This window comes from Paenibacillus antarcticus, from assembly GCF_001637225.1.
GTDB classification, from domain to species: Bacteria; Bacillota; Bacilli; order Paenibacillales; family Paenibacillaceae; genus Paenibacillus_AQ; species Paenibacillus_AQ antarcticus.
In genome coordinates, this window is the sequence record NZ_LVJI01000004.1 from 12,969 (window position 1) to 37,440 (window position 24,472).

Genomic DNA, 24,472 nt, shown 5'->3' on the forward strand with positions numbered 1-24,472 from the left:
AATAAATTAATTATTACTTTTCGTCGGTATCATCGGAGTCATCTGCGTCTTCATCATCTGTTGAATCATCATCAGCGTCATCCAAATCATCGTCTTCTAGCACAACTTCTTCTTCAGCTTCTTCCTCAGAATCGTCATCGCTATAAACGTCGTCATGGTCTTCATCAATTCTGTCGAATTCTTCTGCTTCATCGCCAGCATATGTTTCTTCTTCGTCAGCGAAGTCGTCATCTTCCAAATCGTCATCGTCATCATTAATGATACGTGGACGCTTGGCATTAGAAATTGGATCTTCAGCACGGTCTACAGGATACCACCGTTTCAATCCCCACAGATTAGTTCCTACACAAGCAAAACGTCCGTCGATATTAATCTCGGTATATAGCTGTGCAATCAAATCATTCATTTCTTTTTCATTTAGACCACGCTGTTTGGCTACTTCTGACATTAGATCAAGATAATAGTACGGCGTATTCACGGTCTTTAAAATAGCAAAAGCAAGATCAACCATAGGCATTTCCTTGATTCTTTCAGGATCAAGTTTTAAATGGAGTGGGGCACTCACTTATGAACACTTCCTCTCACGCAATGTGCATATTTACACGTAATATCAATCAACATATCCATTAACACAAATAAGTAAAACCTATTTGGGATTAAATTGCAAGTTTTTATGTTCGCAGATTGTTAACCCAGGTACAACAGGGTTAATAATTGCTCTTCACTATTACCACGATAAAAAAGACAGGGGGTTCCCTGCCTTTATGACTGTATCCATTTCCCGAGGAAGAAACTCCTAAATGGGAGTGTCGTAAGAGCCATCTCGGTCTCTTCTGTCTATATTATGTACGCCGCTTCACTTTGACAACAAATCAGTGCCCATTTACAAAAATAAGGGCAAGTTCCCACTCCCACAGGACTCCATGTTCATAGAATATCCCAGCATGGTTCTCAAGAGGGGGAAGGCTCAACATGGACTACACTCGATTTATTCAGATGTTGCTCGAAGAAACCGATCGTCGCAACCCAGTCGAAGAGAAACGTATTATGACCTTTCTCAATCCCCGACATTATTTTGCCTATCATCGGGAATTAAACAGGCTAAAAGCAAGCGGCATAAAATTACCCCATGTGCAGTCCTCCCATTTAATTAAATCCATTATCGCCCCCGTCTCAACTCGAAGTAAGTTTGCCATTAGATATAAAGATCTTCTGCTGCTAGAAGATAATAGGTCAATGAAAGTTCATGCTGTTCAGAGTAAAATCGATACCAATCCAGGAATCCCCTATGGCGTAAAGCAGATTCATGCTCCCCGTGCTTGGTCCACATCAACCGGATATCGTATTAAAATCGGGGTCATTGATACGGGAGTAGATTTCCAACACCCTGATCTCCGACATTCACTATCCGGAGGCATTAATTTGTTGAACCGTAACATGTTACCTCTTGACGACAACGGTCATGGCACACATATTGCTGGAACTATTTCAGCAGCAAATAGCACAGAAGGTATGATGGGTGTCGCTCCACGGGCTATCATCTATCCTGTCAAAGCATTTGACCACAATGGCTCAGCCTATGTATCTGATATCATATTAGGCATTGATTGGTGTGTTCGTAATCATGTCCATCTGATCAATATGAGCTTTGGTATGAAGACCCGAAGCCGAGCCTTACAGGAGATTGTCAATAAAGCTTACCTCTCTGGCATTTCGATTGTTGCTTCTTCAGGAAACGACGGCAAACGTCGAACGATCGACTATCCTGCCCGCTATTCACAGACCATATCTGTAGGAGCTACCGATCAGAACAGACGGATCGCACCATTCAGTAATCGAGGACAGTATATTGATATCTATGCTCCTGGAGATAAAATTATATCCTCATGGACACATGGTAAATATCATGAGATGAGTGGCACCTCTATGGCTACTTCTCATGTAAGTGGAGCTATAGCGCTTTTACTTGCACAGAACAGTAGCCTCCAACCGGGAGAGATCAAAACACTTCTTCAGCGTACTTCTACACCTTTACGCTTACGTAAAGATCAACGACTTGATCGAGACTCAGGAGAAGTTAATGCCCTCCAATTACTAAGAGAAGGAATGAAACTTACTACCACGGGTGCAGAACCTGTAACGGCTAGCCTTAAAACAAAGAAAAACCGCCCTTTCAAAATATAGAAGGGCAGTTTTTGTCATTATTCAAAGGTTTAAGTTGTAATTACATTTTTTCTGGAGCCGTTACACCAATCATCTTCAGAACGTTAACAATAACCACACGAACTGCACCCAGCAAGGCAAGACGAGCTTGTGTTTGCATAACATCCTCAGTGATAACACGCTCCGCTTTGTAGTAACTATGCAACATAGAAGAAAGTTCATAGACATAACGAACCATTCTGTGGGGTGCGTAGTTATCCGCAGCAGTAGCAATTTCTTCAGGCAATTCCCCTATTTTACGAAGAAGATCATACTCACGATCATTATTTAGCTTAGTCAAATCAATGTCTGACAATGCCAATAACGTAATGTTCTGTTCTTCTACTTGACGGAAAATGCTACAAATACGAGCATGCGCATATTGAACGTAGAATACTGGATTCTCATTAGACGTTGAAATAGCTAGATCCATGTCGAAATCTAGATGTGAATCCATGCTACGCATCGTAAAGAAATAACGAATGGCATCCACGCCAACTTCATCCATCAGATCTATCATCGTTACCGCTTTACCTGTTCGCTTAGACATTTTCACCTTTTCTCCGTCTTGGAATAAGCTCACCATTTGAGCAATCAATACGGTTAATTTCCCAGAATCATAACCTAATGAATCCATAGCAGCCTTCACACGTGGAATATATCCATGATGATCCGCTCCCCAAATGTTGATCATTTGGTCATATCCTCTACTATATTTATTGCGATGGTAGGCGATATCTGGTGTCAGGTAAGTATAGGTTCCGTCATTCTTCACCAATACGCGGTCTTTGTCGTCTCCGTAATCTGTTGTACGAAGCCATGTCGCCTCATCCAATTCGTAAACTTCGCCTCTTGCCTTCAATTCTGAGAGCGCTACCTCTACTTGACCGTTCTCATATAGTGATGTTTCGCTAAACCATTCATCGAAGTGCACTCTAAAACGAGAAAGATCCCGTTTGATTTTAGCTAATTCTTTCTCCAAACCGTACGTACGTAAGAAAGCTGTGCGCTCTTCGGGGCTCATAGACAGTAAGGATTCGCCCTTTTCTGCTACCAGTTCTTTCGCAAATCCCTTTATATCTGCACCGTGATAGCCATCCTCAGGCATTTCGACATCTTGACCTAATTCTTGAAGATATCTTGCCTCAATTGATCTACACAAATTAACGATCTGATTACCCGCATCATTAATATAATATTCCCGTGTCACTTGGTATCCTGCAAAATCCAGTACATTACACAATGAATCACCCACTGCCGCTCCCCGAGCATGCCCTAAATGTAGCGTTCCTGTTGGATTGGCACTAACGAACTCGATTTGCACTCTTTTACCTTGGCCTACATTACTCCGACCATAATCACTACCTTGTTCCAGAACCTGCTGCAATACAGGATAAAGGTACGTCTTTACTAAGGTAAAGTTAATAAATCCAGGTCCAGCAATCTCTGCCTTCTCTATGTTCGCTTTCTTCAAATCCAAGTGATCTATAATGCTCTCCGCAATTTGACGTGGATTCTTTTTCGCAATCTTTGTGAGTTGCATAGCGATATTCGTAGCTAAATCTCCATGGGTCTTATCCTTTGGCACTTCAAGTGTAATCGTTGGAAGTTCTTCAAGGGTAACTAATCCAGCCGCTATCACAGCCGCTGCAATCGACTCCGATACCAATTGATTAATCTGCTCTAATGGATTTATTGTCATCATTTAATTTCCTCCTGTATATGTAAATCTATTGCGAATTGTCCTGATAGATCATCGAATACATATAAATCATATGCAAATCTCACATGACCGTACATTCCCTCAATCTTTACATCCATATCCGTAGTAAAGGTTGAAAGGTTAAATGTCGTATATGGCGAGCGGTAAAAGCCAGGCAATCTCTTCTCATACTCAAAAGAGTGTTCTGACTGGACTTCGCCGTGGCGAATTATTTTGACTTCATTGGGTGCGATCTTGATTGTGGTTCTAGTGGCTCCGCCCTGTGGACTCGCCTCTGGTTCCTCATATCGCACATACAGTACCGTGCCCTTCTGTATCAATTCAGCAGGCAGTTCCTGAACCACTTCTTCCCCATCTACGCAGCTGACTAGCCGTATCTGGGCTTGTGTTTTGTCTGACATATATCTAACAATCTCCAATCTGTACATTCCTATTGTACTACTATAGCCAGTTCACCGATTCAATTCAAATAAAAATAATAACTACGGATGCCGCTACGATAACAGATTGCCCTTCCAATCGCTGTTACCCTCTGATTTCCTGATTGTACCGCCTAGCGTTAGAAAACAACGCATATGCTGTCGAAGTACCCTTCCTATGGAAATCTTGTAGCCGAACGCTACCGCTTCTTTTAGTCTTTTTCATTATAAATAAACAGATACCCGTCCTATGTAGAGGGGTATCCACAATTAAATTTATTACTATTTCATCAATGAGAACTTCACATTCCAGCTAACGCCGCCATCCTTGGTCATATAGACTGCTGATTTATCAGAACTATTTACGACAGCTAACCAGCCTTTTTTACTATTTGTAAAAGAAATTCTTGCATCATATCCTTCAATGGATGGTGTAATATTGGTCCATGACTTTTCTCCATTATATGAACGCCCAACAGATACAACATCTCCAGCGGGTGATCCTCCAGCTAAGAAAGCCATATCGTTATCGATAAGCTGCATGTTTCCTGGATGTCCACCAGGCGAGGCTGGACCCTTCTGTGCTATGGGCTTGCCACTACCTGGGGCAGGCCCTCCTCCCGCCGTATCTTGCGCGATAACACGATTCCAATGTGATCCTCCATCTGTACTACCATAGAGAGAATAGGATACTTGTGACATCCCGGCCTCTCCGTATAGTAAAGCCCAGACTTGATTACCATTGCTGTATATCTCTCCGCCATAATTACTGTCCGCAGCCACCTTCAACTTAAGCGACCAATGTTTACCTCCATCTACCGTCTTCATGACCTTATAGCCTCCGCTTGGAATAACTACGATAGACCAGCCCGTTTTCATATTATTAAATGAAGCGTATCGGTTATTCACAGGCGTTGGAATACGGGAGAAACTTTTACCTCCATCAACAGTTTTGTAGGCCGAAGTGGCAGTATAGCCGAACCCTTCCTGGTCATTCAGTAGATCTATCCGATCAAATGTAATGGTTGTGTTGACGTTCTTCCAATGCGATCCTCCATCGGATGTCTGAATCAAATATTTCTTTTGTTGGGAAGGTAACGTTGCTAGCGCCCACCCATTCTTATTGTCCGAGAAGTCTATTTGGACAATTTGCCATTGCCCTGTATATATTTCCTGCCAGTGGCATCCCCCATCGGAGGTACCTATAATAAAGCCATTACCAGAAGCTCTACCTATATGGTCATTCAGAAATTGAATATCTGTAAAGGAGAGTGCACTCTGACCTTCTCCCTGATGTTGCTTCTGTAACTGTTGTAGCAGACCATGATCTCCTTTTCCACAGATTGAGGCCGATGTAGCGGTTGCTAGAGTACCTGAACCGATGCTCCCTGAAGGAAGTAGTAACACCACTATTACAAGAATCCTTAGTAAATGATTAATTCTCTTTTTCTTCAAATCCATAGATCACACCCCCTGTTCTTAGTTATATACCCTTAATCCATGATTCATCCCCACATCTGGCACCTATTTGCTGTAAAAAAAGAAACCTATTAGAAGCTCTGAAGAGGCATATGCTCTTAAAGCAGTTCTAAAGGTTTCTATGTGTTGTACTAATACTACTTCACAAATCCTAGTAACATTTCACGAATAATCTTAGCGGCTACAATCTGTGTTTGTTCGGACTGATCATAAATCGGTGCGACTTCTACTAGATCGCAACCTACAACGTTGACTTCGGAATTTGCGATAAGATGAACAGCTTCTAATAATTCCTTGGAAGTAATTCCTCCCGCTTCAGCAGTACCCGTACCTGGCGCTGCTGAAGGGTCCAATACGTCAATGTCGATTGTGACATAAACCGGGCGGTTGCCCATCTTAGGCAAGGCCTCCTTGAGAGGAGCCGCTACTTCAAATGGATAGAAATTAATATTCTTATGTCCGAATTGGAATTCTTCGCGTGATCCAGAACGGATACCAAATTGATAGATATTACTTCCGCCCATAAGCGCTGCTGCCTTACGCACTGGTGTAGAGTGAGAAAGTGGCTCTCCTTCATAATGTTCTCTAAGGTCGGCGTGTGCATCAATATGAATAAGTATAAGATCCGGGTATTTCGCAAATACCTGCTGAATTACAGGCCATGTTACTAAATGTTCCCCACCCAGACCAATTGGAAATTTATCATCTGCTAGCAACTTGCCCACATATTCACTGATGACTTCAAGGCTACGTCCTGCATTTCCGAAAGGTAGCATGAGATCACCCGCATCAAAGTAGGACATGTCCTCAATGCTTTTATCAAGATAAGGGCTGTATTCTTCCAATCCAATCGATGCCTGACGAATATGGGAAGGTCCGAAGCGAGAACCCGGACGGTAACTAACGGTGTAATCCATAGGCATTCCGTAGATAACTGCCTTAGAGCCTTCGTAATCTTCAGAGCTACAAATAAATACATTTCCTGAGTAAGATTGATCCAGTTTCATTGTCTATTGATATCCCCTTTACTTCGTAAGATCTTCCACGAATTTCGGAAGCGCAAATGCTGCCTTGTGCAGACGGGAAGAATAATACTTCGTATCCATTTCTGGAATGCTTGTTTCGTCTACTGCTAGCGGATCATGTACTTTACTTCCCATTGTAAATGTCCAAAGACCACTTGGGTACGTAGGAATGTTTGCTACATATACACGTACAATCGGGAAGATTTCTTTCACATCACGGTTAACTTGTTGGATAAGGTCAGCCTTAAACCAAGGGTTGTCCGTCTGAGCGACAAAAATTCCGTCATCTTTCAAAGCTTCAAAGATCCCTTGGTAGAATCCACGTTCAAACAATGGCGCAGCCGGACCTACAGGTTCTGTGGAATCAACCATGATCACATCATATTCATTCTTATGTTCTAGAATATGCATGTATCCATCGTTCACCAAAACTTCTACACGAGGATCTTCTAATTTACCAGCAATGGACGGCAAATACTTTTTAGAGTATTCAATGACTTTACCATCGATCTCAACCAATACAGCCTTCTCAACGTCTGGGTGCTTAAGCACCTCGCGAATTACACCACCATCTCCACCACCTACAACTAATACATGCTTAGGATTAGGATGCGTATTTAATGCCGGATGGGCAACCATTTCATGATATACAAACTCATCCTTCACGGTTGTCATAACCATACCGTCAAGTACGAGCATCGTTCCGAATTCTTCTGTCTCAATCATCGCTAGATCTTGAAAATCAGTTTTTTCTGTTACATATGTTTCTTTTATTTTTGCTGTAATTCCAAATACAGGGGTTTGCTTCTCTGTGTACCATAATTCCATGGGGTAATCCCTTCTTTCGCTAATTTATATGTAAATCTTATCATTTCTAAAAGCATTACACGAAATAGTTGCCTCGTTTGTTTAATTGTAACAGACAAATCACATTATAATAAATCGACCTGAAAATGCAACCATTTTCATATTACATTACCCTTTCTTAATATTTGTACCCTATCCCCGTGAATATCTAATCCCTTCTATTCCCATAATGGAAAGAAAAGAAACGTAAAAGAAAGGGAGCTCCTCTGTCATGTCACATGCATCCCACAAATCGCCTAAGCGAAAAAGACGCTTCATCACTATCGTCAAGCTACTATCTGGCATGGCAGCACTCGTCCTTTTGGGCTGTGTTACTCTGCTCATATACTTATACAATACAAACCTACCTGTAGCCGACACTGACCATAATTCACGTATTTTGGACAATCAGGAAGGAATTATGTCTACTTTTTCAGTTAGCGGACGTAGTTATGATCCTGTTACGTTAGACGAAATCTCACCCTACCTGATTCAAGCAACGCTGTCGGTGGAGGATCGGAAGTTCTACGACCATATGGGATTTGATATCAAAGGCATGGGGCGAGCCATACTCGTCAATATTGAGAAAATGAATCGTTCACAAGGAGCCAGCACGCTCACACAACAACTCGCTCGGAACTTGTATCTTTCTCATGCCAAGACCTGGACACGTAAAGTACAAGAAGCCTTTTACACGACACAATTAGAAATGAAATACACCAAACAGGAAATTCTTCAAATGTATCTGAACGAAATATACTATGGACATGGAGCCTATGGCATCGAAGCTGCTTCTCGTATGTATTTCGGCAAATCTGCCAAAGATCTAGACCTAGCAGAAAGCGCCTTGCTTGCAGGGATTCCTAAAGGACCAACCTATTATTCACCCTATAACCATTTAGAAAGCGCATTACAGCGACAAAAGATTGTTCTTTCAACCATGATCGAGACTAACAATATTACGAAGCAAGAAGCGAATACCGCCGCGAGAGAGAATCTTCTATTTCAGCCTAAAGGTGAACAAAAAACAGTCGCTGTTGCCCCCTATTTTCGAGATTATGTTCGACAAATTGTAACCAGTGAACTTGGCATTACCGAAGAACAATTGGATCATGGTGGATTGAACATCTATACCACATTAGATCCCCACGCCCAACAAGCAGCTGAAGATGCGGTAGCAGCGGGAATGGATCCAAATAGCGATCTTGAGACAGCGCTCATCTCTGTCGATCCACGAACGGGATATATTAAAGCCATGGTCGGCGGCAAAAATTATCAGACCAATCAATATAACCATACACTAGCAACAACACGCCAACCCGGTTCAGCATTTAAACCTATTATGTATTTGAGTGCTCTTTCTTCTCTAAAGATGACCGCACTTAGCACATTCAAAAGCGAACCGACGCTGTTTCACTATGATGATAACCGCAAAACGTATCAGCCAAGCAACTTTGGTGACAAGTATTTAGGTGAAATTGATATGCGTAAAGCAATTGCAGCGAGTGATAACATTTATGCAGTCAACACCATTATGAAAGTAGGACCTGAACAAGTCCTAGATACGGCACGAAAGATGGGTATTCTGAGTCCACTCCAAGCCGTTCCCTCTCTCGCTTTAGGCACATCTCCCATCAGTCCAATCGAAATGGCCTCTGCCTTTGGTGTGATAAGTAATGCCGGTATGCGATTAACTCCTGTAGCCGTATTGAAAATAACCGACGCATCTGGTGAGTTAATATATGAAGCAACGCCAAGTCCAGGCGAACAAGTCGTTGACCCCGCTGCTGCTTATGTCCTAACACACCTTATGGAAAGTGTCTTTGAGACGGGTGGTACGGGTAATCGGGTAGCTTCTATCATCAAACGACCAATCGCTGGTAAGACAGGAACCACAAATACGGATGCATGGCTTGTAGGGTTCACACCCGAGTTAGCTACCGCGGTATGGGTTGGCTATGACAAAGGACGTAATATCGAGAGCGCTGATGGACGTCGAGCTGCACCTATTTTTGCTCAATACACAGAGAAGGCACTTGAGAATGTCCCTCCCAAAATTTTTCCGATTCCAGAGGGTGTTGTCAGCGCCTATATTAATCCGGAATCAGGGCTATTGGCAACAAAGGACTGCCCGATAAAGACCCTAGAGGTGTTCATTAAGGGTACAGAACCCACCGTATACTGCACGTTACATGGCGGCGGACCTGAAGAGGCTTCTGAAGAAATTCAGACCAAGGATCACTCCTGGTGGTCCAATCTTAGACAGTGGTGGATGGAATAGCCCACTTGCAAACTACTTGATTACATTAGAGAGACGCATCAAAAAGAGCTGAACATCAGCTCTTTTTTCTATGAGTTTATGTCGACATTGCAACCTTAATTTTCCAATAGAAACAATCAAACATTTGTTTGATTATTATAATATGTGGGTGTATATTTAAGTAACAATCAAACACTTGTTTGAATATAAATGTTTATACCCTCATCAAACGGTGTAAGAGAGAGGAGCGAAACAATGAAAGTATTAAAAGAAAAACCTACGTCTAATGACGATATATGCGAAGTTACCTGCACCAATCCAGACATAATCAATCAGCTTCAAATCATTATACAAGAGGATGAAATTCTTGGGATGGTTGATATTTTCAAAGCACTCGCAGATCCGACACGCATGAAAATCGCCTTCATGTTAGATCGAGCACATGAACTATGTGTATGTGATGTAGCTGCTGTTCTTGGCAGTAGTATGGCAACAACTTCGCATCATTTACGTACATTAAAAACCATGAATATTGCATCATCACGTAAAGAAGGTAAAAATGTGATCTATTCTTTAAAGGACGACCACATCAGAACTCTTATTCAGATGACTTTAGAACATCAGAGGGAGAAGATCGACGATGAGCACAAATAATAACCCTAAAGTTTCCTCTCCATCTTACGTTGAGTACCCAGTCGAAGGCTTATCTTGTGCCAACTGCACGAGAGAAATGCAAGAAGAGATTCAGAAATTGGCGTACGGTTCCGATGCCAAGTTGAGCTATGTAAGTAGCAAATTGACCCTTAATCCAGATGTCGACATGTTACGTGTTGAACGTATTTTGAAGAATGATGGAGCAAGTCTCGTACAGAAGAAGAGCGAACATCACGGGCATGATCACACCGATGGTGTTGCCCATCAACATGAACATAGCCATGAAGGCAATCGTCTAATCAAATGGCTACTTGGAATAGCAGCTGTGTTGTATTTGTGCACTTTCGTCTTGAATGGCATCATACCTCAACCGATACTGATCATCTTATACGTCATTGCTATTGCCCTTAGTGGTTACTCCACTTTTTGGCGCGGACTGAACAATCTTATACGTCTAAAGTTCAACATGGATACACTGATGACCGTAGCACTCACAGGTGCCGTCGTTATTGGTGAATGGAAGGAAGCCACGCTTGTTGCCATTCTGTTCGGTGTAAACGAGTTACTCGAGGGTTATGGTATGGGACGTGCACGCAAATCGATGGAGGCATTGCTAGCTAATGCCCCTAAAGAAGCTTCATTAATACGTAATGGAGAGGTTACAAGTGTTCCTATTGCCAGTCTTCGTGTAGGAGACCTCGTACGTGTTAGATCAGGAGAGAAAATCCCTTCTGATGGCATCATATATGATGGTAGTAGTGCAGTTAACGAGGCCGCTATCACAGGTGAATCCTTACCGGTAACCAAGAGCAAGGGGGATCCTGTCTACGGCGGGAGTGTAAATGCAGAAGGATTACTAGATATCACAATAGAGAAAGCTTACGAGGATTCTTCATTATCTAAAATCATGCATTTAGTACAGGAAGCCCAAGAAAGTAAAACACCTACAGAATTATTTATAGATAAATTCGCTAAATATTATACCCCTGCTATTATGATTATTGCTCTCCTAGTCATCGTTGTGCCTCCATTACTGTTTGGAGAGTCATGGATGAAATGGGTATATCAAGGTCTCGCCATTCTTATCGTTGGATGCCCCTGCTCCCTTGTGCTCTCCTCTCCGATTGCATTGGTAAGTGGAATGACACGCAGTGCTCGCAATGGCATTCTAATCAAAGGTGGTGTACATCTGGAGCAGCTAGGCAAGATAGATGCCATAGCCTTTGATAAGACCGGGACGTTAACCCAAGGTGTACCTTCTGTTAAGGCGGAAGCCATCTATGACGAGAAACGATTCTATGATGTTGCAGGATCCTTAGAACAATCCTCTCTTCATCCCTTGGCTAAAGCGGTCGTAAGTCACATCACCAATCAGCGTAAATCGCATGTTGTTTTTCCGGATTCACTTCATTTAACAACCTTACCTGGTTCAGGAATACAAGGTGAAGTAGAAGGAACGACCTTCTGGATGGGTAACGAAGAAATATTAACACGTGTCGTTGCATCCCATTCAGAACATATGGATATCGTGAAACGTGATGTTCTCCGTATGAAGGAGCAAGGCCTCACATTAATTATTACTGTAGATGAGAACCATGTACTTGGTCTACTTGGACTTGCAGATAGGATACGACCAGAGACGAAGGAAGTCATTCAACAGCTTCATCAAGCAGGCATTAAGCAGACAGTAATGCTGACAGGCGATCATGAGCAATCAGCGAAATTAATTGCCTCCGAAGCAGGCGTCTCTAGTTATAACGCTGCTCTCCTACCTGAACAGAAAGTAGAACAGATTAAGCGTCTCGCTTCGCAATGGAATGTCGCAATGGTCGGTGACGGCATCAACGATGCCCCAGCGCTTGCTACCGCACAATTAGGCATAGCTATGGGTAAAGGAACAGATAGCGCGATGGAGACAGCTGACATCGTTCTTATGCAGGATCATCTTGGCAAGCTACCAAGTGCCATTCATATGGCGCGTCGTGTTAATCGTATCATTGGCTGGAATATCGGCATATCCCTTGCGCTAAAAGCCATTGCACTTCTACTTACAATTCCCGGATGGCTGACCCTCTGGATCGCCATATTATCCGACATGGGTGCCACCATTATTGTGACGCTACTCGGGATGTCCATTCTACTAGGTAAAGATAAATCATAATAGAAATTAATCAGTATAAGAAAAAGGCATTCCAAGACCTCTCATTGAGATTCTTAGAATGCCTTTTTTCATTTTTTCATTAAGTATTCATTTCGAACTGGTACTAAACCTCTAATGCCTTCTTCAATTCCTCAGGTGTAGCTGCCCACCATTCCTCATTACGAGCCATCAGTAGATTCTTAAGAGCTGTCTTATCTTCCGCGTTCATTCCATCTAATATAATTTTACGCTTCAATGCACCATCCAGTTTATTTACATGATCAGCTAGAATCTTATACCCTCTGCGAGCTTCCGTATCAATCCACATCTCGCATGCTGTAGCTCCTCCGTAGAATTGCCCTTCCGCTGTGCGATCCACAGCTACCCATACAACCCATACTTGACGACCATTGGGCACATCTTCGCGATTGGCAGAGAACTTAATACCTTTCTCCACTTTACTCTTCGCATGCATTGCACCAACATCCACCTTGGCTTCGCCTTGGTCAACGATAATAGGCGATACATTATTCAGATCAATCGAACCTGATCCAAACCCCGTATGTTTACTTTTGCTACTTACAATATTAAGGGCAATTTGTTTCTTGCCGACTTGTTCTTTGTTATCCATTTTATTATTGTCCTCCCACTACAAAACAGAAATAAAAACGCTTGTTTCTGACATCAGCTATTAGAGGTTGTTCAAAAAGTAATCTTTAGATCACGAAGTATGTCTCCTTAGGAAACATTTCAGGTATTCACGTAGGTACTGCCAACTTATGCTTCCGAAGTCGTTTTCTCCGAAAACGTGTAGCTCCGCTCCCTACTCCCTTGCCTCATCCAATCTTCTGAAGCGTTTCGAAAAAACGCAGCATCGTAAGCATAAACTTTAGTGCTAAAAATCCAACTTTTTGAACTCGCATTATTAATAACTGTTATTCATTTTATTTTAACTAATAATTGCGGAATTGCAAACATATACATGCTGTAGATGCTTGTCAACGGGAGGTATTCATGTATGGCCCCAACTCGATCCAAAATGATTGTAATAACGATTGTCGCCCTATTTCTCCTTAGTGGAACCTGGTGGACGCTACTTCGGGTTTCACCAGAATCAGAATCAGTGTTTGCGCCTAATAAGGCCAAGCCTTCAGACAACATCGCTCAAATCCCTCAGAAAGAAAGCGTGCAGAACCCCACGGCAGAAGTGCTAAGTAAACGAGTCGTGGAATATCACCTGGATGTTTCATTAGATCCTAATGAGAAGGTACTCAAAGGTTCCGAGACCCTAACTTGGACACATCCTGGAAAAAACACCGTCACTGAACTATATTTCCACCTGTATCCGAACGCATTCTCCTCCACGGACACCACCTTTATGAAAGAATCTGGTGGTAAACTGCGCAACGACGTTATGCCTACGGATGGTTTCGGCTCCATGACTCTCACAGGACTTGAAACAATAGATGGACTCTCACTAATGCACCGTATCCAATATGTACAACCCGATGATGGAAATAGCAAAGATCGAAGCCTAGTCAAAGTAAGACTCCCACGACCTGTCAAAGGTGGAGAGAGCATCAGCCTTAAGATGAAGTTCGAAGTGAAGCTCCCTCAAATATTTGCTCGAATGGGGACCGCCGGGAACTTCGTGATGGCAGGACAATGGTTCCCCAAGATCAGTGTCTATGAACCCGCTGGCTTAAGAGGTAGAACAACGGAAGGTTGGAATCTTCATCAATATCATGGTAATTCCGAGTTCTACGCTGACTTCGGCATTTACAATGTTCGTATTCACGTTCCTGAGAACTATATTGTCGCTGCGACAGGGTTTCCGATTAAATCTGCACAGATGCTCAAAGGTCAAAAAATCTATCAGTTCTATGCTGATGATGTACATGATTTCGCTTGGTCGGCCTCTCCTGACTTCATTGTAGCCGAGAAGCCTTTCTCATCGCAGGAAGTACCGGGTGTGCGAATCAAGTTATATCTAGATCCAGCACATAAGGATATGAAGGAAAGGTATTTCTATGCCGCTGAGATCGCTCTCAAAAACTTCAGTAAGTGGTATGGTCCCTATCCTTACTCCACTCTTTCCATCGTAGTTCCTCCTGAAGCAGGAAATGGAGCGGGGGGAATGGAGTATCCAACCCTGATTACAGCGTTTGGAGCTAAGAATGACTCACCTGGTTATGAACTGGAACGAACCGTCATCCATGAAATTGGTCACCAATATTTCTATGGCATGATCGCGAGCAATGAATTTGAAGAGGCTTGGCTTGATGAAGGGTTTACTTCTTACGCCGAAGATAAGTTAATGGAGCAGGAATTTGGAATCACTCCTAACCTTCCGGTACAAGCAGCGATCATATCACCCGCTACACTCACACAGGAAGCATGGAAATATGGTTCTCAGGATCAGTATGCCCAGAATGTATATTACCGTGGCAAACTCGTGTTGAAAGGGATTGAACGGCAGGTAGGTACCCAAGTTATGAATAAAATCATGGCAGCCTATACCAAGAAATATCGGTTCGGCCATCCTACAACACGTGATTTCCAAAAAGTTGTGGAGCAAGTCACACATGCCTCATGGAAAACCTATTTCAATCAATATGTATATGGCAAGCAGATGACGGACTTCTCCATTGATAATATTACTGTACAGAAAAAAATAAGTAGTTCGGGGACCTTGTTTGAATCGAACGTAACCGTAAGTCAAAAAGACGGTGATTACCCCAACATTCCATTGTTATTTACATTTGCGGACGGTCATACCCTCCAAAAAGTATGGAACGGCACCGGAGATAGTACCCAATTCAGACTTCAGTATAAATCCCCATTATCATGGGCCATGATTGATCCACAATACAGTCTTGTGCTCGAGAACAAGTATATCAACAACTATTTAAAAGCGGATCTCGACGTCAAGAAGGTATCCCGCTGGAATATAAGTGTCACCAAGCTGATGGAAACACTGCTTGGAAGTCTATCCTGGTGAGGTGAGAGACGGTGAGGAGCAATATCGCCCAAGGTTGGAGTAGTCTAAAGAATCAATTTTATGTCGTCATCATCCTATTTCTGTATCATTTATTGTTTGGATACTTTCTATATCGCTTGGTGAACTCAGCCGTAGTGCCGTTACTTCAGCGCTATCCTGATCCACCTCCCACTGAATTAAGTCAGATCCTATTCTATATTGAAGGACAACTTGATCTTACGAATAGCAGCACAGTTCATGGCTACCTATGGATTCTGCTCGGCATGTTACTTTTGCGTATGTTTATTACCCCATTTATTCATTCAGGGATATTCTACGGCCTACACCAAGAACGTAAGGGAGAAATGGGTGCTTTCTTCTTCCAGGGTATGAAACGCTGCTGGAAACCAGTTATGTTATGCTACTGGATCGAAACACTCATCGTACTCGTTCCCGCTTATTGGTTACTACCTAAGCTATATACGATTGCCATGAACGGATTTATGTCTCCTTCTATATTAATACAAGCCATTCCCTGGATAGTCGGATGGTATCTATACCGTTATGTCATCCACCAGATCATTCTTTATATGCAGTTTGGACTAACCAGCGATGAATCCATCTTCTCTTCTACTTGGATATGTTTACGTCATGTTTTATCTGTCATTGGAATCTCTCTCATCTTAGGATCGTTAAGCCTACTCCTATTCTGTCTATTCACTTGCCTTTCAATCTTCTGGACTGGAATACTAGCGCTCATCCTGCAACAGGCATACCCACTAATTACTTGTTTATTCAAGATGTGGAACATCACATCACAATTTAATTTGTGGGCTACCAAGCTATCAAAAAAATAACAATTAATGGTTACGCAATATCTTAAGCCCCTTGATACAAGAAGAACCTCACCCTTTTCGAACGAAAAGGGTGAGGTTCTTCTTGTCCTACTATGCTTTTATGGTTTGCCAAAGTGTAAAACCTCTGTTAAAATAATTTAGTAACAACTTTGTAATATTTATGATCTAGTCTTTTCATAAAGCATTGTCGATTGTCACTTTCAGGTGTACGAAACGGCCTAATTCCTAAACACCAGGAAGCGGGGGATCCATTTTATGGGTGAATTGATCTCGCAACAAAGAGATCATAGGGGACCTTCAACCGAATCCTTAAGCTAACCTCGCAGGCATTGGAAGGGGAAAACGTATTTGAAGAAGAAACTAACTGCTACAGCATTGAGCATCGCTCTTGCGCTGACCATCGGAACAGGTAGCGTATTTGCCGACTCAAAGATGGATTCCGTGATTGACCGTACTATTGGGGTTACTTATAAGACGGGTGGAACAACGACGAATGGATTTGATTGTTCTGGATTCACTCGATATGTATTCTTGAAATTAGGCATGACTTTACCACGTCAATCTACATCCCAATATAAGATGGGTACTGCCGTATCCAAAAGTCAGCTGAGACCTGGAGACCTCGTGTTCTTCAACACATTAGGTAAAGGCGTATCTCACGTTGGAATATCCGTCGGTAGTGGAAAATTTGCACATGCATCTTCTTCACGTGGTGTCATCGTTAGTTCACTTTCAGAGAGCTACTACGCTAAGCGCTACGTTGGTGCTAAACGAGTTATGAGTACTTCGAAATATCAAGCCGCAGCTTACAACTAAAACAAAATATGGCATTAAAACTTTAATCCGTAGTTGAGCCGAAATCTCACTGCGGGTTTCTTATATAATAAGACGTACGAAATGAGAAAAAGTTGACTGTTTTGGCAAAATAAATTCAGTTATTCTATGATTCTAGCTATCTCCCAAAAAAATAATAACATTTCTCATTAAAAATGATAGAAACAATTGCCAAATCGCTATTCCCTTTGCTATAATAATCCCAGTAAGTTCTTAGTAACAACTTTGTCATAAGTATAACTATTATGTTAATTTAATAATATCTGCCGAATTCCCGAAAGGGAAGTGGGGGAACCAGTCTTGGGTGAATTGATCTTGCAACAGAGGGATCATAGGGAACCTTCAACCGAATCCTTAAGCTAACCTCGCAGGCAACGGAAGGAGTTAACTTTTTTGAAGAAGAAATTAACGACCACAGTATTAGGATTAGCATTATTATTTAGCATTGGTACTGGAAGCGCTTTCGCAGACTCTGCATTAGACAAGGCCATCGCTCCCGCGATCGGTTCGCCATATGTGGCGGCCGGAAATGATACGAGTGGATTCGATTGTTCTGGATTTACAACGTACGTGTTCGACAAGCTCAGTATTGATTTACCACGTCAATCTAGTTCTCAGTACGGTATGGGGACAGCTGTTAGTCGTGATGATTTAAGAGCAGGCGATTTAGTATTCTTTAATACTAATGGTAGAGGTATTTCTCACGTTGGGATATTTGTAGGCAATGGTAAGTTTGCTCATGCCTCTTCATCTAATGGTGTCAAGATTAACTCCCTTAGTGAATCCTATTATGTTTCCCGCTACGTTGGTGCTAAAAGAATTATGAGTAACGATACATATGAATCTGTCGCAATCGATAAATAGATTATTTACTACCGACCTGCATCTGAGATTGTATAAATCTCAGATGCAGGTTTTTTCATATGCGTGATCGTCCTTACTGATTATTACCCTCCCTACTGAAAAGTAATCACTGATTTGGACATATAACCAACAGAAAGGATCCTCAATATGATAATTTCACGTTTCATCATTACACCAATGACACTTGAACATGCACGTACTGTATCTGAATGGGATTACCCCGCTCCTTATAACATTTATAGATGGATGCCATGGAAACAGATGGAGGATCTTCGGGTTGAATTTGGTGATCCCGCCCTTCGTGCGCAGCAGTATGCTTCTATTACCAATGAACAAGGAGAATTATGTGGTTTCACACAGTATTTCCCCTTAGTCGGTGTAACTCGCCTCGGCATTGGTATGCGCCCTGATTTATGTGGACAAGGAATGGGTAAATCTTTTGTGCAATCTATCGTTTGTGAAGCAGTAAGACGAAGACCACAGGATGAAATTGATCTAGAGGTACTCACATGGAACAAGCGTGCAATTCAGGTATATCAAAAAGTAGGATTTGAGATTACAGATCATTATGAGCGAATGACTCCAGATGGTAACCAGCCATTTTATTGTATGGTTTTTAGACAAACCTCTGATTTCCATGATAAATAGCATAAAGTTATCTATTTATTGGAACAAATATTGGAATATATATCTCTTTTTTGACACAAATACTATGCTGTAGGTTCAGCATCCGCTATAATATAATCATCAGCTTACATAGAAAGGAAGAAAAATATGCAAAAATATATCATGAGTGGTTTCTTTTTTACAGCGTGTATTGTAGCTATTGTCCTAATGTTTACACTACCTGGTAAAGAACAAGTAGCAGAGGAAGCAAAACCTAGCATGCCAGAAGTTGTATTAGATGCTGCTTCAGCTGAGACAGTGGTTAAATCAAGTTGTATTTCTTGTCATGGTGATCAGCTACAAGGTGGCGTAGGTCCAAATCTAGAAAAGATAGGTAGTCAGATGACCCCAGAAGAGATCTATTCTCTTGTAAGTAAGGGTAAGGGCATCATGCCAGCATTTAAAGGAAAATTAAAAGACGAAGAGATTGCAAACGTAGCACAATGGTTAGCAACAAAAAAATAATTCCATAACCACGGTAAATGTTATTCCCTCCCATAAGGACGAATGCATTTTCCCAGCAATGAAGTAAAAAGGGTACCCTCCATATGGAGGGTACCCTTTTCTACGAGGAATATATTATCTGGCCATTCCTCTATTTATTCTTTAAGACCTCTGCCTTACATTCTTTCTCTCATTTGAACACATTTTTTCAAAAGCTTCATTATACTGTTGCGCTTCTTTCATATCAATTGCAGTAAGGTACCCCTCATCCCAAGAAGTGAGACGAAGAATAACAGTCTTATAGTCAATGGTGATCAATGGATGATGGTTAAAAGCTTCGGAAATCGTTGCAACTTCGTCGACGAAAGAAATCCCCTTCATAAAACTATAAAAGACATACTTACGTTCAATAAAGCGCTCCTCAACCAATGTCCACCCCTTAAGCAGATTCAAATGTTCATCCACTTGCTCTTTTGTATATGACACTCTTGATTGCTGCCCCCTTTCCACAACTACAATGTTCTCCTCTGGATTCACAGATATGACTCATTGTATTCTTACAATAATATATTCATGCGCAACGTTTAATGTTTAACTTTTAGACTAACGTTACAAATGCAAGTTCTGTATCCCCAATAAGAATATTGATGCGGTGAGTCTCAGGATCATGCATGACAATTCCACTTCCTACCGTAATAACAGGATTTGTACCCAGTCCGTAGAATACATCCTCCGCTAAAGCTTCCATAACCTCATTCTTATCCTCTTGTGGTAACTGAATCCATTCCTCTTCTTCCATCTCAAAAAAAACATAACTATCTTGGATTTGACCTACAGCCACCGTTAATTCTTTATGAATTTCACTATACTCACGACCATGTTTTACACCCATCTTGTACCCCTCCATTTCTTATGTTAAGTAAACTTTTACGAATCATTTCATTATACAGGAAAATAGCCCTTAAATAAAAAGCCCAATCTGACGATAAATACTATAATGCTTCTCTTGTGCGACAGTCCATCTTTAATTTTCATCTGGTAGCATGAAAGGATTCAATTCTATTTCTCATGGATGAGGTGTACAATGGAAATTTCAACGATTATTGGTTTAATTCTAGGTATTGTCTCTGTACTAGTAGGTATGATTCTCAAGGGATCACCTTTGAGTAGCCTTATGGTACCCGCTGCTTATGTCATTATTTTGGGAGGTACTGCAGCAACACTCTTCATTGGATTTCCCATGTCGGAGCTCAAAAAAATACCTAAACTGCTTAAAATGATCTTTATTAAGCAGAAACTCATGAATAGAACAGAAATGATTACTCTCTTTATGGAATGGGCCTCCATTACAAGACGTGAGGGACTACTTGCACTAGAATCCAAAGTTGAGGAAATCAATGATGATTTCTTGCGCAATGGTATGCGGATGATTATCGACGGTAATGATCAAGATTTCGTTCGTGACGTCTTAATGGAAGATATCAACGCGACGGAAGATCGCCATAAAGTGGGAGCTCTTATTTTCTCCCAAGCCGGAATGTACGCTCCTTCACTTGGGGTATTGGGTGCTGTTATTGGTCTTATTGCTGCATTGTCCCACATGGAAGACATGGGGGAACTCGCTAAAGCGATCGGGGCAGCCTTTATTGCCACTATGCTTGGTATTTTTTCTGGTTATGTACTATTTCACCCCATTTCTAACAAGCTCAAACGTCTGTCTAAGACTGAAGTAGAACTTAGACTTATGATGCTTGAAGGACTATTGTCTATTCAATCTGGTGTATCTACCATTGCTATTAACCAGAAGTTGTCTGTCTTCTTAACCCCTGCTGAACGTGCACAGATGAAACCGAAGGAGGATGGTTCAGGTGAGCAAAAAGAGTAGACGACATGAGCACGAAGAACATGCGGACGAGTCATGGCTACTCCCTTATGCAGACCTTCTCACTCTCCTTCTAGCTCTTTTTATTGTTCTATATTCAATGAGCGCATCCGATGCCAAGAAGTTTGATGAGATGAGTGAAGCCTTCAATGCTGCTTTCACTTCTGGAACAGGTGTCCTAGACTACCAATCACCCGTTTCAACTAATCAGGTTACTTCTAAAGATGAAACCATGAAGAATAAAGACGATGTTACTTCCAAGAAGGACAAAAGCAATGAACAACAAGCGCTCCTTAGCAAGCAGGAACAGATCGATTTAGAAAAGTTAAAAAAACAAATTGATCAATATATTCAAAAGAGTGGGCTAACAAGTCAACTCGATACCAAGCTCAATCAGTCTCAGTTAATGATCACCATTAGTGATACTGCGTTGTTCGCGTCTGGCAAAGCTATAGTAAAGCCTGAATCTAAACAATTAGCTGCTGCCATATCAGACATGTTACAGAAGTTCCCTGACTATGATATCGTCGTCTCCGGACACACAGACAATATTCCGATCTATAACATGGATTATGAATCGAACTGGGATCTGAGCTCTGCTCGGGCAATACAATTTCTTAAAATATTACTGCTGAACACCAATCTTGATCCGAAGAAATTTACCCCTGTAGGTTATGGTGAGTTTCATCCGATCGTTGATAATACTACAGCCGCGAATCGCGCTAAGAATCGTCGTGTAGAAGTATCCCTTATTCGTAAATACCAAGATAGTACACAACTCCTGAATGTGACTGATGTTAAGTAATAACAACAAATAAAACGCCCATCTCTCATGGGCGTTTTTGTTCTTCTATGAGGACTATCAATTCCACTCATTCATTATGGTTTGATCATCCGCTGTGTAATAACATCAATGACTTATTCCAACTTGTAATCTAGCAAAGTTCCTAGATCCTGCTTCTCTTCAGCTGTTAAGTCCCACCAAGTTCCCACTGGATGATCCCCTAGTTCGATGTTCATAATTCGTACACGTTGCAGATCCGTAACTTCAAATCCAAATGCTTGACACATCCGACGAATCTGTCGATTCTTGCCTTCGGTTAGAATGATACGAAATCTCCGTTCTGATAATTGCGTTACTTCGCAAGGTTGCGTCATCTCGCCTAGAATTCTTACTCCAGATGACATTCCTCTTAAGAATGACTCCGTAATCGGCCGATCTACGCTCACTAAATATTCTTTCTCATGTTTACCTTCTGCTCGTAAAATTTTGTTCACGATATCCCCATCATTCGTTAGAAGAATTAAGCCTTCCGAATCCTTATCCAATCTTCCTATGGGGAAAATCCGTTCCGAATGGTTTACAAAATCGACAATATTACCTCGAATATGTAGCTCTGTTGTACAGGTAATACCAATAGGCTTATTTAGGGCAATATATATATGACTCTTCTTAGAAGCCAAAGGTTCACCATTAATACGTACGTCATCACCTTCTTCGGCTTGACTACCGAGTACTGCTAACTCTCCATTAATGGTAACTTCGCCATTCTCTACCCTTTTATCCGCTTCTCTACGAGAGCAGAACCCAGTCTCACTGATGTATTTATTAATCCGCACGGTTCCATTCACCTCTATGTTTAGTTATACTAATCGATGACTTTTTCTTAATCTTTGATAAACGTATTATACCTATATGGGTTTATGATATAATTTCGTTTGCGGTCATCAACATATCCCCATTTATTCATGTTAACCGGATATGAGGAAGAATAATCAATTGGCCGGCCAAAAAAGTAACCAAGCTTATGATCTAATATATCATACCGCTAACCCACGATTTTGAAAAGCGTGAAGAATCTCCACAAAGTTATGCACATATCAACAAATGTTTATTATTTATGTGCACAACTTTGTTGATATTTTATAACTTATGCACAATGTTATGCACATCATGTTAACAACCGAATATTTGTTCGATGAATAAACCATTTTTTATGTTAGGAGGTCATTCGAAAAATGAGTTATCCACAAAATAATCTCCCCTTTGATTTATCTATAAATCAAAGCGCACATGAACACTGGATGCGCGAGGCCATCCTCTTAGCAAAAGAAGCTGAGAAAATAGGTGAAGTTCCGATCGGAGCCATTATTGTCCGAGGTGATGAGATTATCGGTCGCGGATATAACTTAAGAGAACAGACAATGGACCCAACTGCACACGCAGAGATGATTGCGATCCGTGATGCTAGCCAACATCTTGATGCCTGGCGGCTTCTAGAGTGCAGATTGTATGTTACGCTTGAACCCTGTCCTATGTGCGCTGGAGCAATTGTCCAATCCCGTGTTCCTCAGGTTATCTATGGTACAACAGATCCCAAAGCCGGATGTGCTGGCACACTAATGAATCTTCTTCAAGAACCACGTTTTAACCACAGAACAGAAGTTATCTCTAATGTATTACAGGAAGAGTGCTCTCAACTGCTAACTAATTTCTTCCGTCGACTTCGTAATAAATAATATATTTATGAATCCCTATTACTACAATAGGAGGAATTTACTTTGACCCTCACCTTTTATGATACAATTGCTGGCATTTATATACGTCCATTACAAATGGACGATAGTCATTCCTTATTAGACCTAAGGATACGCATACGCAGTGTATATGCCGCTTTTGAGCCTAGACAATATGTAAGCTTCTATACACTCCACGAACAACAGCAGCTGATTGTACGTCGTATACACGAAGCTGAGCAGGATCGTGCCTATATGTTTGGAATTTTTAATCTGAATGGTAAGCTCATCGGACAAATAACACTTTCTAATGTCGTTCGTGGTGTCGGTCAGTTCGCCGATGTGGGTTATTTCATTGATCCCAATGAAAAGAATAAAGGTTATATGACTGCCGCATTACATTTGATGCTCAAATATGGCTTTCAATCCCTCGGGCTTCATCGCATCCAAGCAGCCATTCTGCTCAACAATCAATCATCGCGTCGCGTGCTAGAGAAAACGGGATTTCAACCGGAAGGCATCTCTCGTCAATTGATCAAGATAGATGACCAATGGCAGGATCATCAGACATTCGCTATTCTAGTCCATGAATATACAACACAGCCCATAGTCCTAAGAAAGAAATCATCTACCACAATATAGAACTAGCCCCGCACATGAATCATGTGCGGGGCTAGTCG

At 41.6% G+C, this 24,472-nt stretch carries 24 protein-coding genes and 2 riboswitches; of the genes, 14 read left to right on the forward strand and 10 right to left on the reverse strand.

Annotated elements, in window-relative coordinates; genetic code table 11:
- Positions 1 to 13: 13 nt before the first annotated feature.
- Positions 14 to 565 (reverse strand): DNA-directed RNA polymerase subunit delta, encoded by a 552-nt coding sequence (rpoE, locus tag PBAT_RS04470; RefSeq protein WP_068647000.1) that lies wholly within the window; start codon positions 563 to 565, stop codon positions 14 to 16.
- Positions 566 to 972: 407 nt separating this feature from the next.
- Here rpoE and PBAT_RS04475 point away from each other — a divergent pair, with 407 nt between their 5' ends.
- On the forward strand, positions 973 to 2,184 hold the full coding sequence (locus tag PBAT_RS04475; protein WP_068647002.1) for a S8 family peptidase: 1,212 nt from the start codon (positions 973 to 975) through the stop codon (positions 2,182 to 2,184).
- Between the two features lie 40 nt (positions 2,185 to 2,224).
- On the opposite strand, the gene argS is transcribed toward PBAT_RS04475, so the two are convergent.
- The 5 genes from argS to speE form a co-directional block, all read right to left on the reverse strand.
- On the reverse strand, positions 2,225 to 3,904 hold the full coding sequence (argS, locus tag PBAT_RS04480; RefSeq protein ID WP_068647055.1) for an arginine--tRNA ligase: 1,680 nt from the start codon (positions 3,902 to 3,904) through the stop codon (positions 2,225 to 2,227).
- Entirely contained in the window at positions 3,904 to 4,326 is a 423-nt protein-coding gene (locus PBAT_RS04485) for a YwiB family protein (protein WP_068647004.1), read from the reverse strand. Before PBAT_RS04485 ends, argS begins: the two co-directional genes overlap by 1 nt.
- Positions 4,327 to 4,626: 300 nt before the next feature.
- Entirely contained in the window at positions 4,627 to 5,805 is a 1,179-nt protein-coding gene (locus tag PBAT_RS04490) for a WD40/YVTN/BNR-like repeat-containing protein (protein ID WP_068647006.1), read from the reverse strand.
- A gap of 155 nt (positions 5,806 to 5,960) precedes the next feature.
- The gene (speB, locus tag PBAT_RS04495) at positions 5,961 to 6,830 is read right to left on the reverse strand and encodes an agmatinase (RefSeq protein WP_068647008.1); all 870 of its coding nucleotides are present in this window, start codon (positions 6,828 to 6,830) and stop codon (positions 5,961 to 5,963) included.
- Between the two features lie 18 nt (positions 6,831 to 6,848).
- Complete coding sequence (gene speE / locus PBAT_RS04500) at positions 6,849 to 7,676, reverse strand: polyamine aminopropyltransferase (protein WP_068647010.1); 828 nt, start codon at positions 7,674 to 7,676, stop codon at positions 6,849 to 6,851.
- Between the two features lie 250 nt (positions 7,677 to 7,926).
- Between speE and PBAT_RS04505 the strand changes: the two genes are divergently transcribed.
- From PBAT_RS04505 to PBAT_RS04515, 3 genes are all read left to right on the forward strand, one after another.
- Entirely contained in the window at positions 7,927 to 9,975 is a 2,049-nt protein-coding gene (locus tag PBAT_RS04505) for a transglycosylase domain-containing protein (RefSeq protein WP_068647011.1), read from the forward strand.
- A gap of 234 nt (positions 9,976 to 10,209) precedes the next feature.
- Positions 10,210 to 10,608, forward strand: coding sequence for an ArsR/SmtB family transcription factor (locus tag PBAT_RS04510; RefSeq protein WP_068647014.1), 399 nt, complete (start codon positions 10,210 to 10,212; stop codon positions 10,606 to 10,608).
- Positions 10,595 to 12,769, forward strand: coding sequence for a heavy metal translocating P-type ATPase (locus PBAT_RS04515; protein WP_068647016.1), 2,175 nt, complete (start codon positions 10,595 to 10,597; stop codon positions 12,767 to 12,769). Before PBAT_RS04510 ends, PBAT_RS04515 begins: the two co-directional genes overlap by 14 nt.
- 103 nt (positions 12,770 to 12,872) lie before the next feature.
- On the opposite strand, the gene PBAT_RS04520 is transcribed toward PBAT_RS04515, so the two are convergent.
- Entirely contained in the window at positions 12,873 to 13,379 is a 507-nt protein-coding gene (locus PBAT_RS04520; protein ID WP_068647017.1) for a YwhD family protein, read from the reverse strand.
- Between the two features lie 387 nt (positions 13,380 to 13,766).
- On the opposite strand from PBAT_RS04520, the gene PBAT_RS04525 reads away from it, so the two are divergent.
- The 6 genes from PBAT_RS04525 to PBAT_RS04550 all read left to right on the forward strand — a co-directional run bounded on the left by PBAT_RS04525 (position 13,767) and on the right by PBAT_RS04550 (position 19,414).
- The gene (locus PBAT_RS04525; protein WP_068647019.1) at positions 13,767 to 15,749 is read left to right on the forward strand and encodes a M1 family metallopeptidase; all 1,983 of its coding nucleotides are present in this window, start codon (positions 13,767 to 13,769) and stop codon (positions 15,747 to 15,749) included.
- A gap of 11 nt (positions 15,750 to 15,760) precedes the next feature.
- Positions 15,761 to 16,585, forward strand: a complete 825-nt coding sequence (locus tag PBAT_RS04530) for a hypothetical protein (RefSeq protein ID WP_068647021.1) — start codon at positions 15,761 to 15,763, stop codon at positions 16,583 to 16,585.
- A gap of 205 nt (positions 16,586 to 16,790) precedes the next feature.
- A riboswitch (cyclic di-AMP (ydaO/yuaA leader) is annotated at positions 16,791 to 16,929 on the forward strand.
- Between the two features lie 4 nt (positions 16,930 to 16,933).
- Positions 16,934 to 17,401, forward strand: a complete 468-nt coding sequence (locus tag PBAT_RS04535; protein ID WP_068647023.1) for a C40 family peptidase — start codon at positions 16,934 to 16,936, stop codon at positions 17,399 to 17,401.
- A gap of 272 nt (positions 17,402 to 17,673) precedes the next feature.
- Positions 17,674 to 17,808, forward strand: a riboswitch (cyclic di-AMP (ydaO/yuaA leader).
- Between the two features lie 4 nt (positions 17,809 to 17,812).
- Positions 17,813 to 18,283: a C40 family peptidase gene (locus PBAT_RS04540; protein ID WP_068647025.1), complete on the forward strand. Its 471-nt coding sequence runs from the start codon at positions 17,813 to 17,815 to the stop codon at positions 18,281 to 18,283.
- Between the two features lie 147 nt (positions 18,284 to 18,430).
- Positions 18,431 to 18,931, forward strand: a complete 501-nt coding sequence (locus PBAT_RS04545; protein ID WP_068647027.1) for a GNAT family N-acetyltransferase — start codon at positions 18,431 to 18,433, stop codon at positions 18,929 to 18,931.
- A 126-nt stretch (positions 18,932 to 19,057) separates the two neighbouring features.
- A complete protein-coding gene (locus PBAT_RS04550; protein ID WP_068647029.1) occupies positions 19,058 to 19,414 on the forward strand; it encodes a c-type cytochrome in 357 nt (118 codons plus the stop codon).
- Positions 19,415 to 19,555: 141 nt separating this feature from the next.
- On the opposite strand, the gene PBAT_RS04555 is transcribed toward PBAT_RS04550, so the two are convergent.
- Together PBAT_RS04555 and PBAT_RS04560 are read right to left on the reverse strand one after the other, a co-directional pair.
- Positions 19,556 to 19,879: a 4a-hydroxytetrahydrobiopterin dehydratase gene (locus tag PBAT_RS04555; protein ID WP_068647056.1), complete on the reverse strand. Its 324-nt coding sequence runs from the start codon at positions 19,877 to 19,879 to the stop codon at positions 19,556 to 19,558.
- Positions 19,880 to 19,991: 112 nt separating this feature from the next.
- A complete protein-coding gene (locus PBAT_RS04560) occupies positions 19,992 to 20,285 on the reverse strand; it encodes a hypothetical protein (protein WP_068647031.1) in 294 nt (97 codons plus the stop codon).
- A 192-nt stretch (positions 20,286 to 20,477) separates the two neighbouring features.
- Between PBAT_RS04560 and motA the strand changes: the two genes are divergently transcribed.
- Together motA and motB are read left to right on the forward strand one after the other, a co-directional pair.
- Positions 20,478 to 21,278, forward strand: a complete 801-nt coding sequence (gene motA / locus PBAT_RS04565; protein WP_068647033.1) for a flagellar motor stator protein MotA — start codon at positions 20,478 to 20,480, stop codon at positions 21,276 to 21,278.
- Positions 21,262 to 22,080 carry a flagellar motor protein MotB gene (gene motB, locus PBAT_RS04570; protein ID WP_068647035.1) on the forward strand — a complete coding sequence of 273 codons (819 nt, stop codon included), beginning with the start codon at positions 21,262 to 21,264 and terminating at the stop codon, positions 22,078 to 22,080. The genes motA and motB overlap by 17 nt, the downstream gene beginning before the upstream one ends.
- Positions 22,081 to 22,193: 113 nt before the next feature.
- Here motB and rluF read toward each other — a convergent pair whose 3' ends face one another.
- On the reverse strand, positions 22,194 to 22,895 hold the full coding sequence (gene rluF, locus PBAT_RS04575) for a 23S rRNA pseudouridine(2604) synthase RluF (RefSeq protein ID WP_068647037.1): 702 nt from the start codon (positions 22,893 to 22,895) through the stop codon (positions 22,194 to 22,196).
- Positions 22,896 to 23,294: 399 nt separating this feature from the next.
- On the opposite strand from rluF, the gene tadA reads away from it, so the two are divergent.
- Both tadA and PBAT_RS04585 read left to right on the forward strand, forming a co-directional pair.
- Complete coding sequence (gene tadA / locus PBAT_RS04580; protein WP_068647039.1) at positions 23,295 to 23,795, forward strand: tRNA adenosine(34) deaminase TadA; 501 nt, start codon at positions 23,295 to 23,297, stop codon at positions 23,793 to 23,795.
- Between the two features lie 42 nt (positions 23,796 to 23,837).
- Complete coding sequence (locus PBAT_RS04585) at positions 23,838 to 24,434, forward strand: GNAT family N-acetyltransferase (protein WP_068647041.1); 597 nt, start codon at positions 23,838 to 23,840, stop codon at positions 24,432 to 24,434.
- The last annotated feature ends 38 nt before the right edge of the window (positions 24,435 to 24,472 follow it).

Coding starts and splice junctions, on each gene's coding strand:
- PBAT_RS04475 (WP_068647002.1), top strand. CDS start 973: ATGGACTACACTCGATTTATTCAGATGTTGCTCGAAGAAACCGATCGT.
- argS (WP_068647055.1), bottom strand. CDS start 3,904: ATGACAATAAATCCATTAGAGCAGATTAATCAATTGGTATCGGAGTCG.
- PBAT_RS04485 (WP_068647004.1), bottom strand. CDS start 4,326: ATGTCAGACAAAACACAAGCCCAGATACGGCTAGTCAGCTGCGTAGAT.
- PBAT_RS04490 (WP_068647006.1), bottom strand. CDS start 5,805: ATGGATTTGAAGAAAAAGAGAATTAATCATTTACTAAGGATTCTTGTA.
- speB (WP_068647008.1), bottom strand. CDS start 6,830: ATGAAACTGGATCAATCTTACTCAGGAAATGTATTTATTTGTAGCTCT.
- speE (WP_068647010.1), bottom strand. CDS start 7,676: ATGGAATTATGGTACACAGAGAAGCAAACCCCTGTATTTGGAATTACA.
- PBAT_RS04505 (WP_068647011.1), top strand. CDS start 7,927: ATGTCACATGCATCCCACAAATCGCCTAAGCGAAAAAGACGCTTCATC.
- PBAT_RS04510 (WP_068647014.1), top strand. CDS start 10,210: ATGAAAGTATTAAAAGAAAAACCTACGTCTAATGACGATATATGCGAA.
- PBAT_RS04515 (WP_068647016.1), top strand. CDS start 10,595: ATGAGCACAAATAATAACCCTAAAGTTTCCTCTCCATCTTACGTTGAG.
- PBAT_RS04520 (WP_068647017.1), bottom strand. CDS start 13,379: ATGGATAACAAAGAACAAGTCGGCAAGAAACAAATTGCCCTTAATATT.
- PBAT_RS04525 (WP_068647019.1), top strand. CDS start 13,767: ATGGCCCCAACTCGATCCAAAATGATTGTAATAACGATTGTCGCCCTA.
- PBAT_RS04545 (WP_068647027.1), top strand. CDS start 18,431: ATGATAATTTCACGTTTCATCATTACACCAATGACACTTGAACATGCA.
- PBAT_RS04550 (WP_068647029.1), top strand. CDS start 19,058: ATGCAAAAATATATCATGAGTGGTTTCTTTTTTACAGCGTGTATTGTA.
- PBAT_RS04560 (WP_068647031.1), bottom strand. CDS start 20,285: ATGGGTGTAAAACATGGTCGTGAGTATAGTGAAATTCATAAAGAATTA.
- motA (WP_068647033.1), top strand. CDS start 20,478: ATGGAAATTTCAACGATTATTGGTTTAATTCTAGGTATTGTCTCTGTA.
- tadA (WP_068647039.1), top strand. CDS start 23,295: ATGAGTTATCCACAAAATAATCTCCCCTTTGATTTATCTATAAATCAA.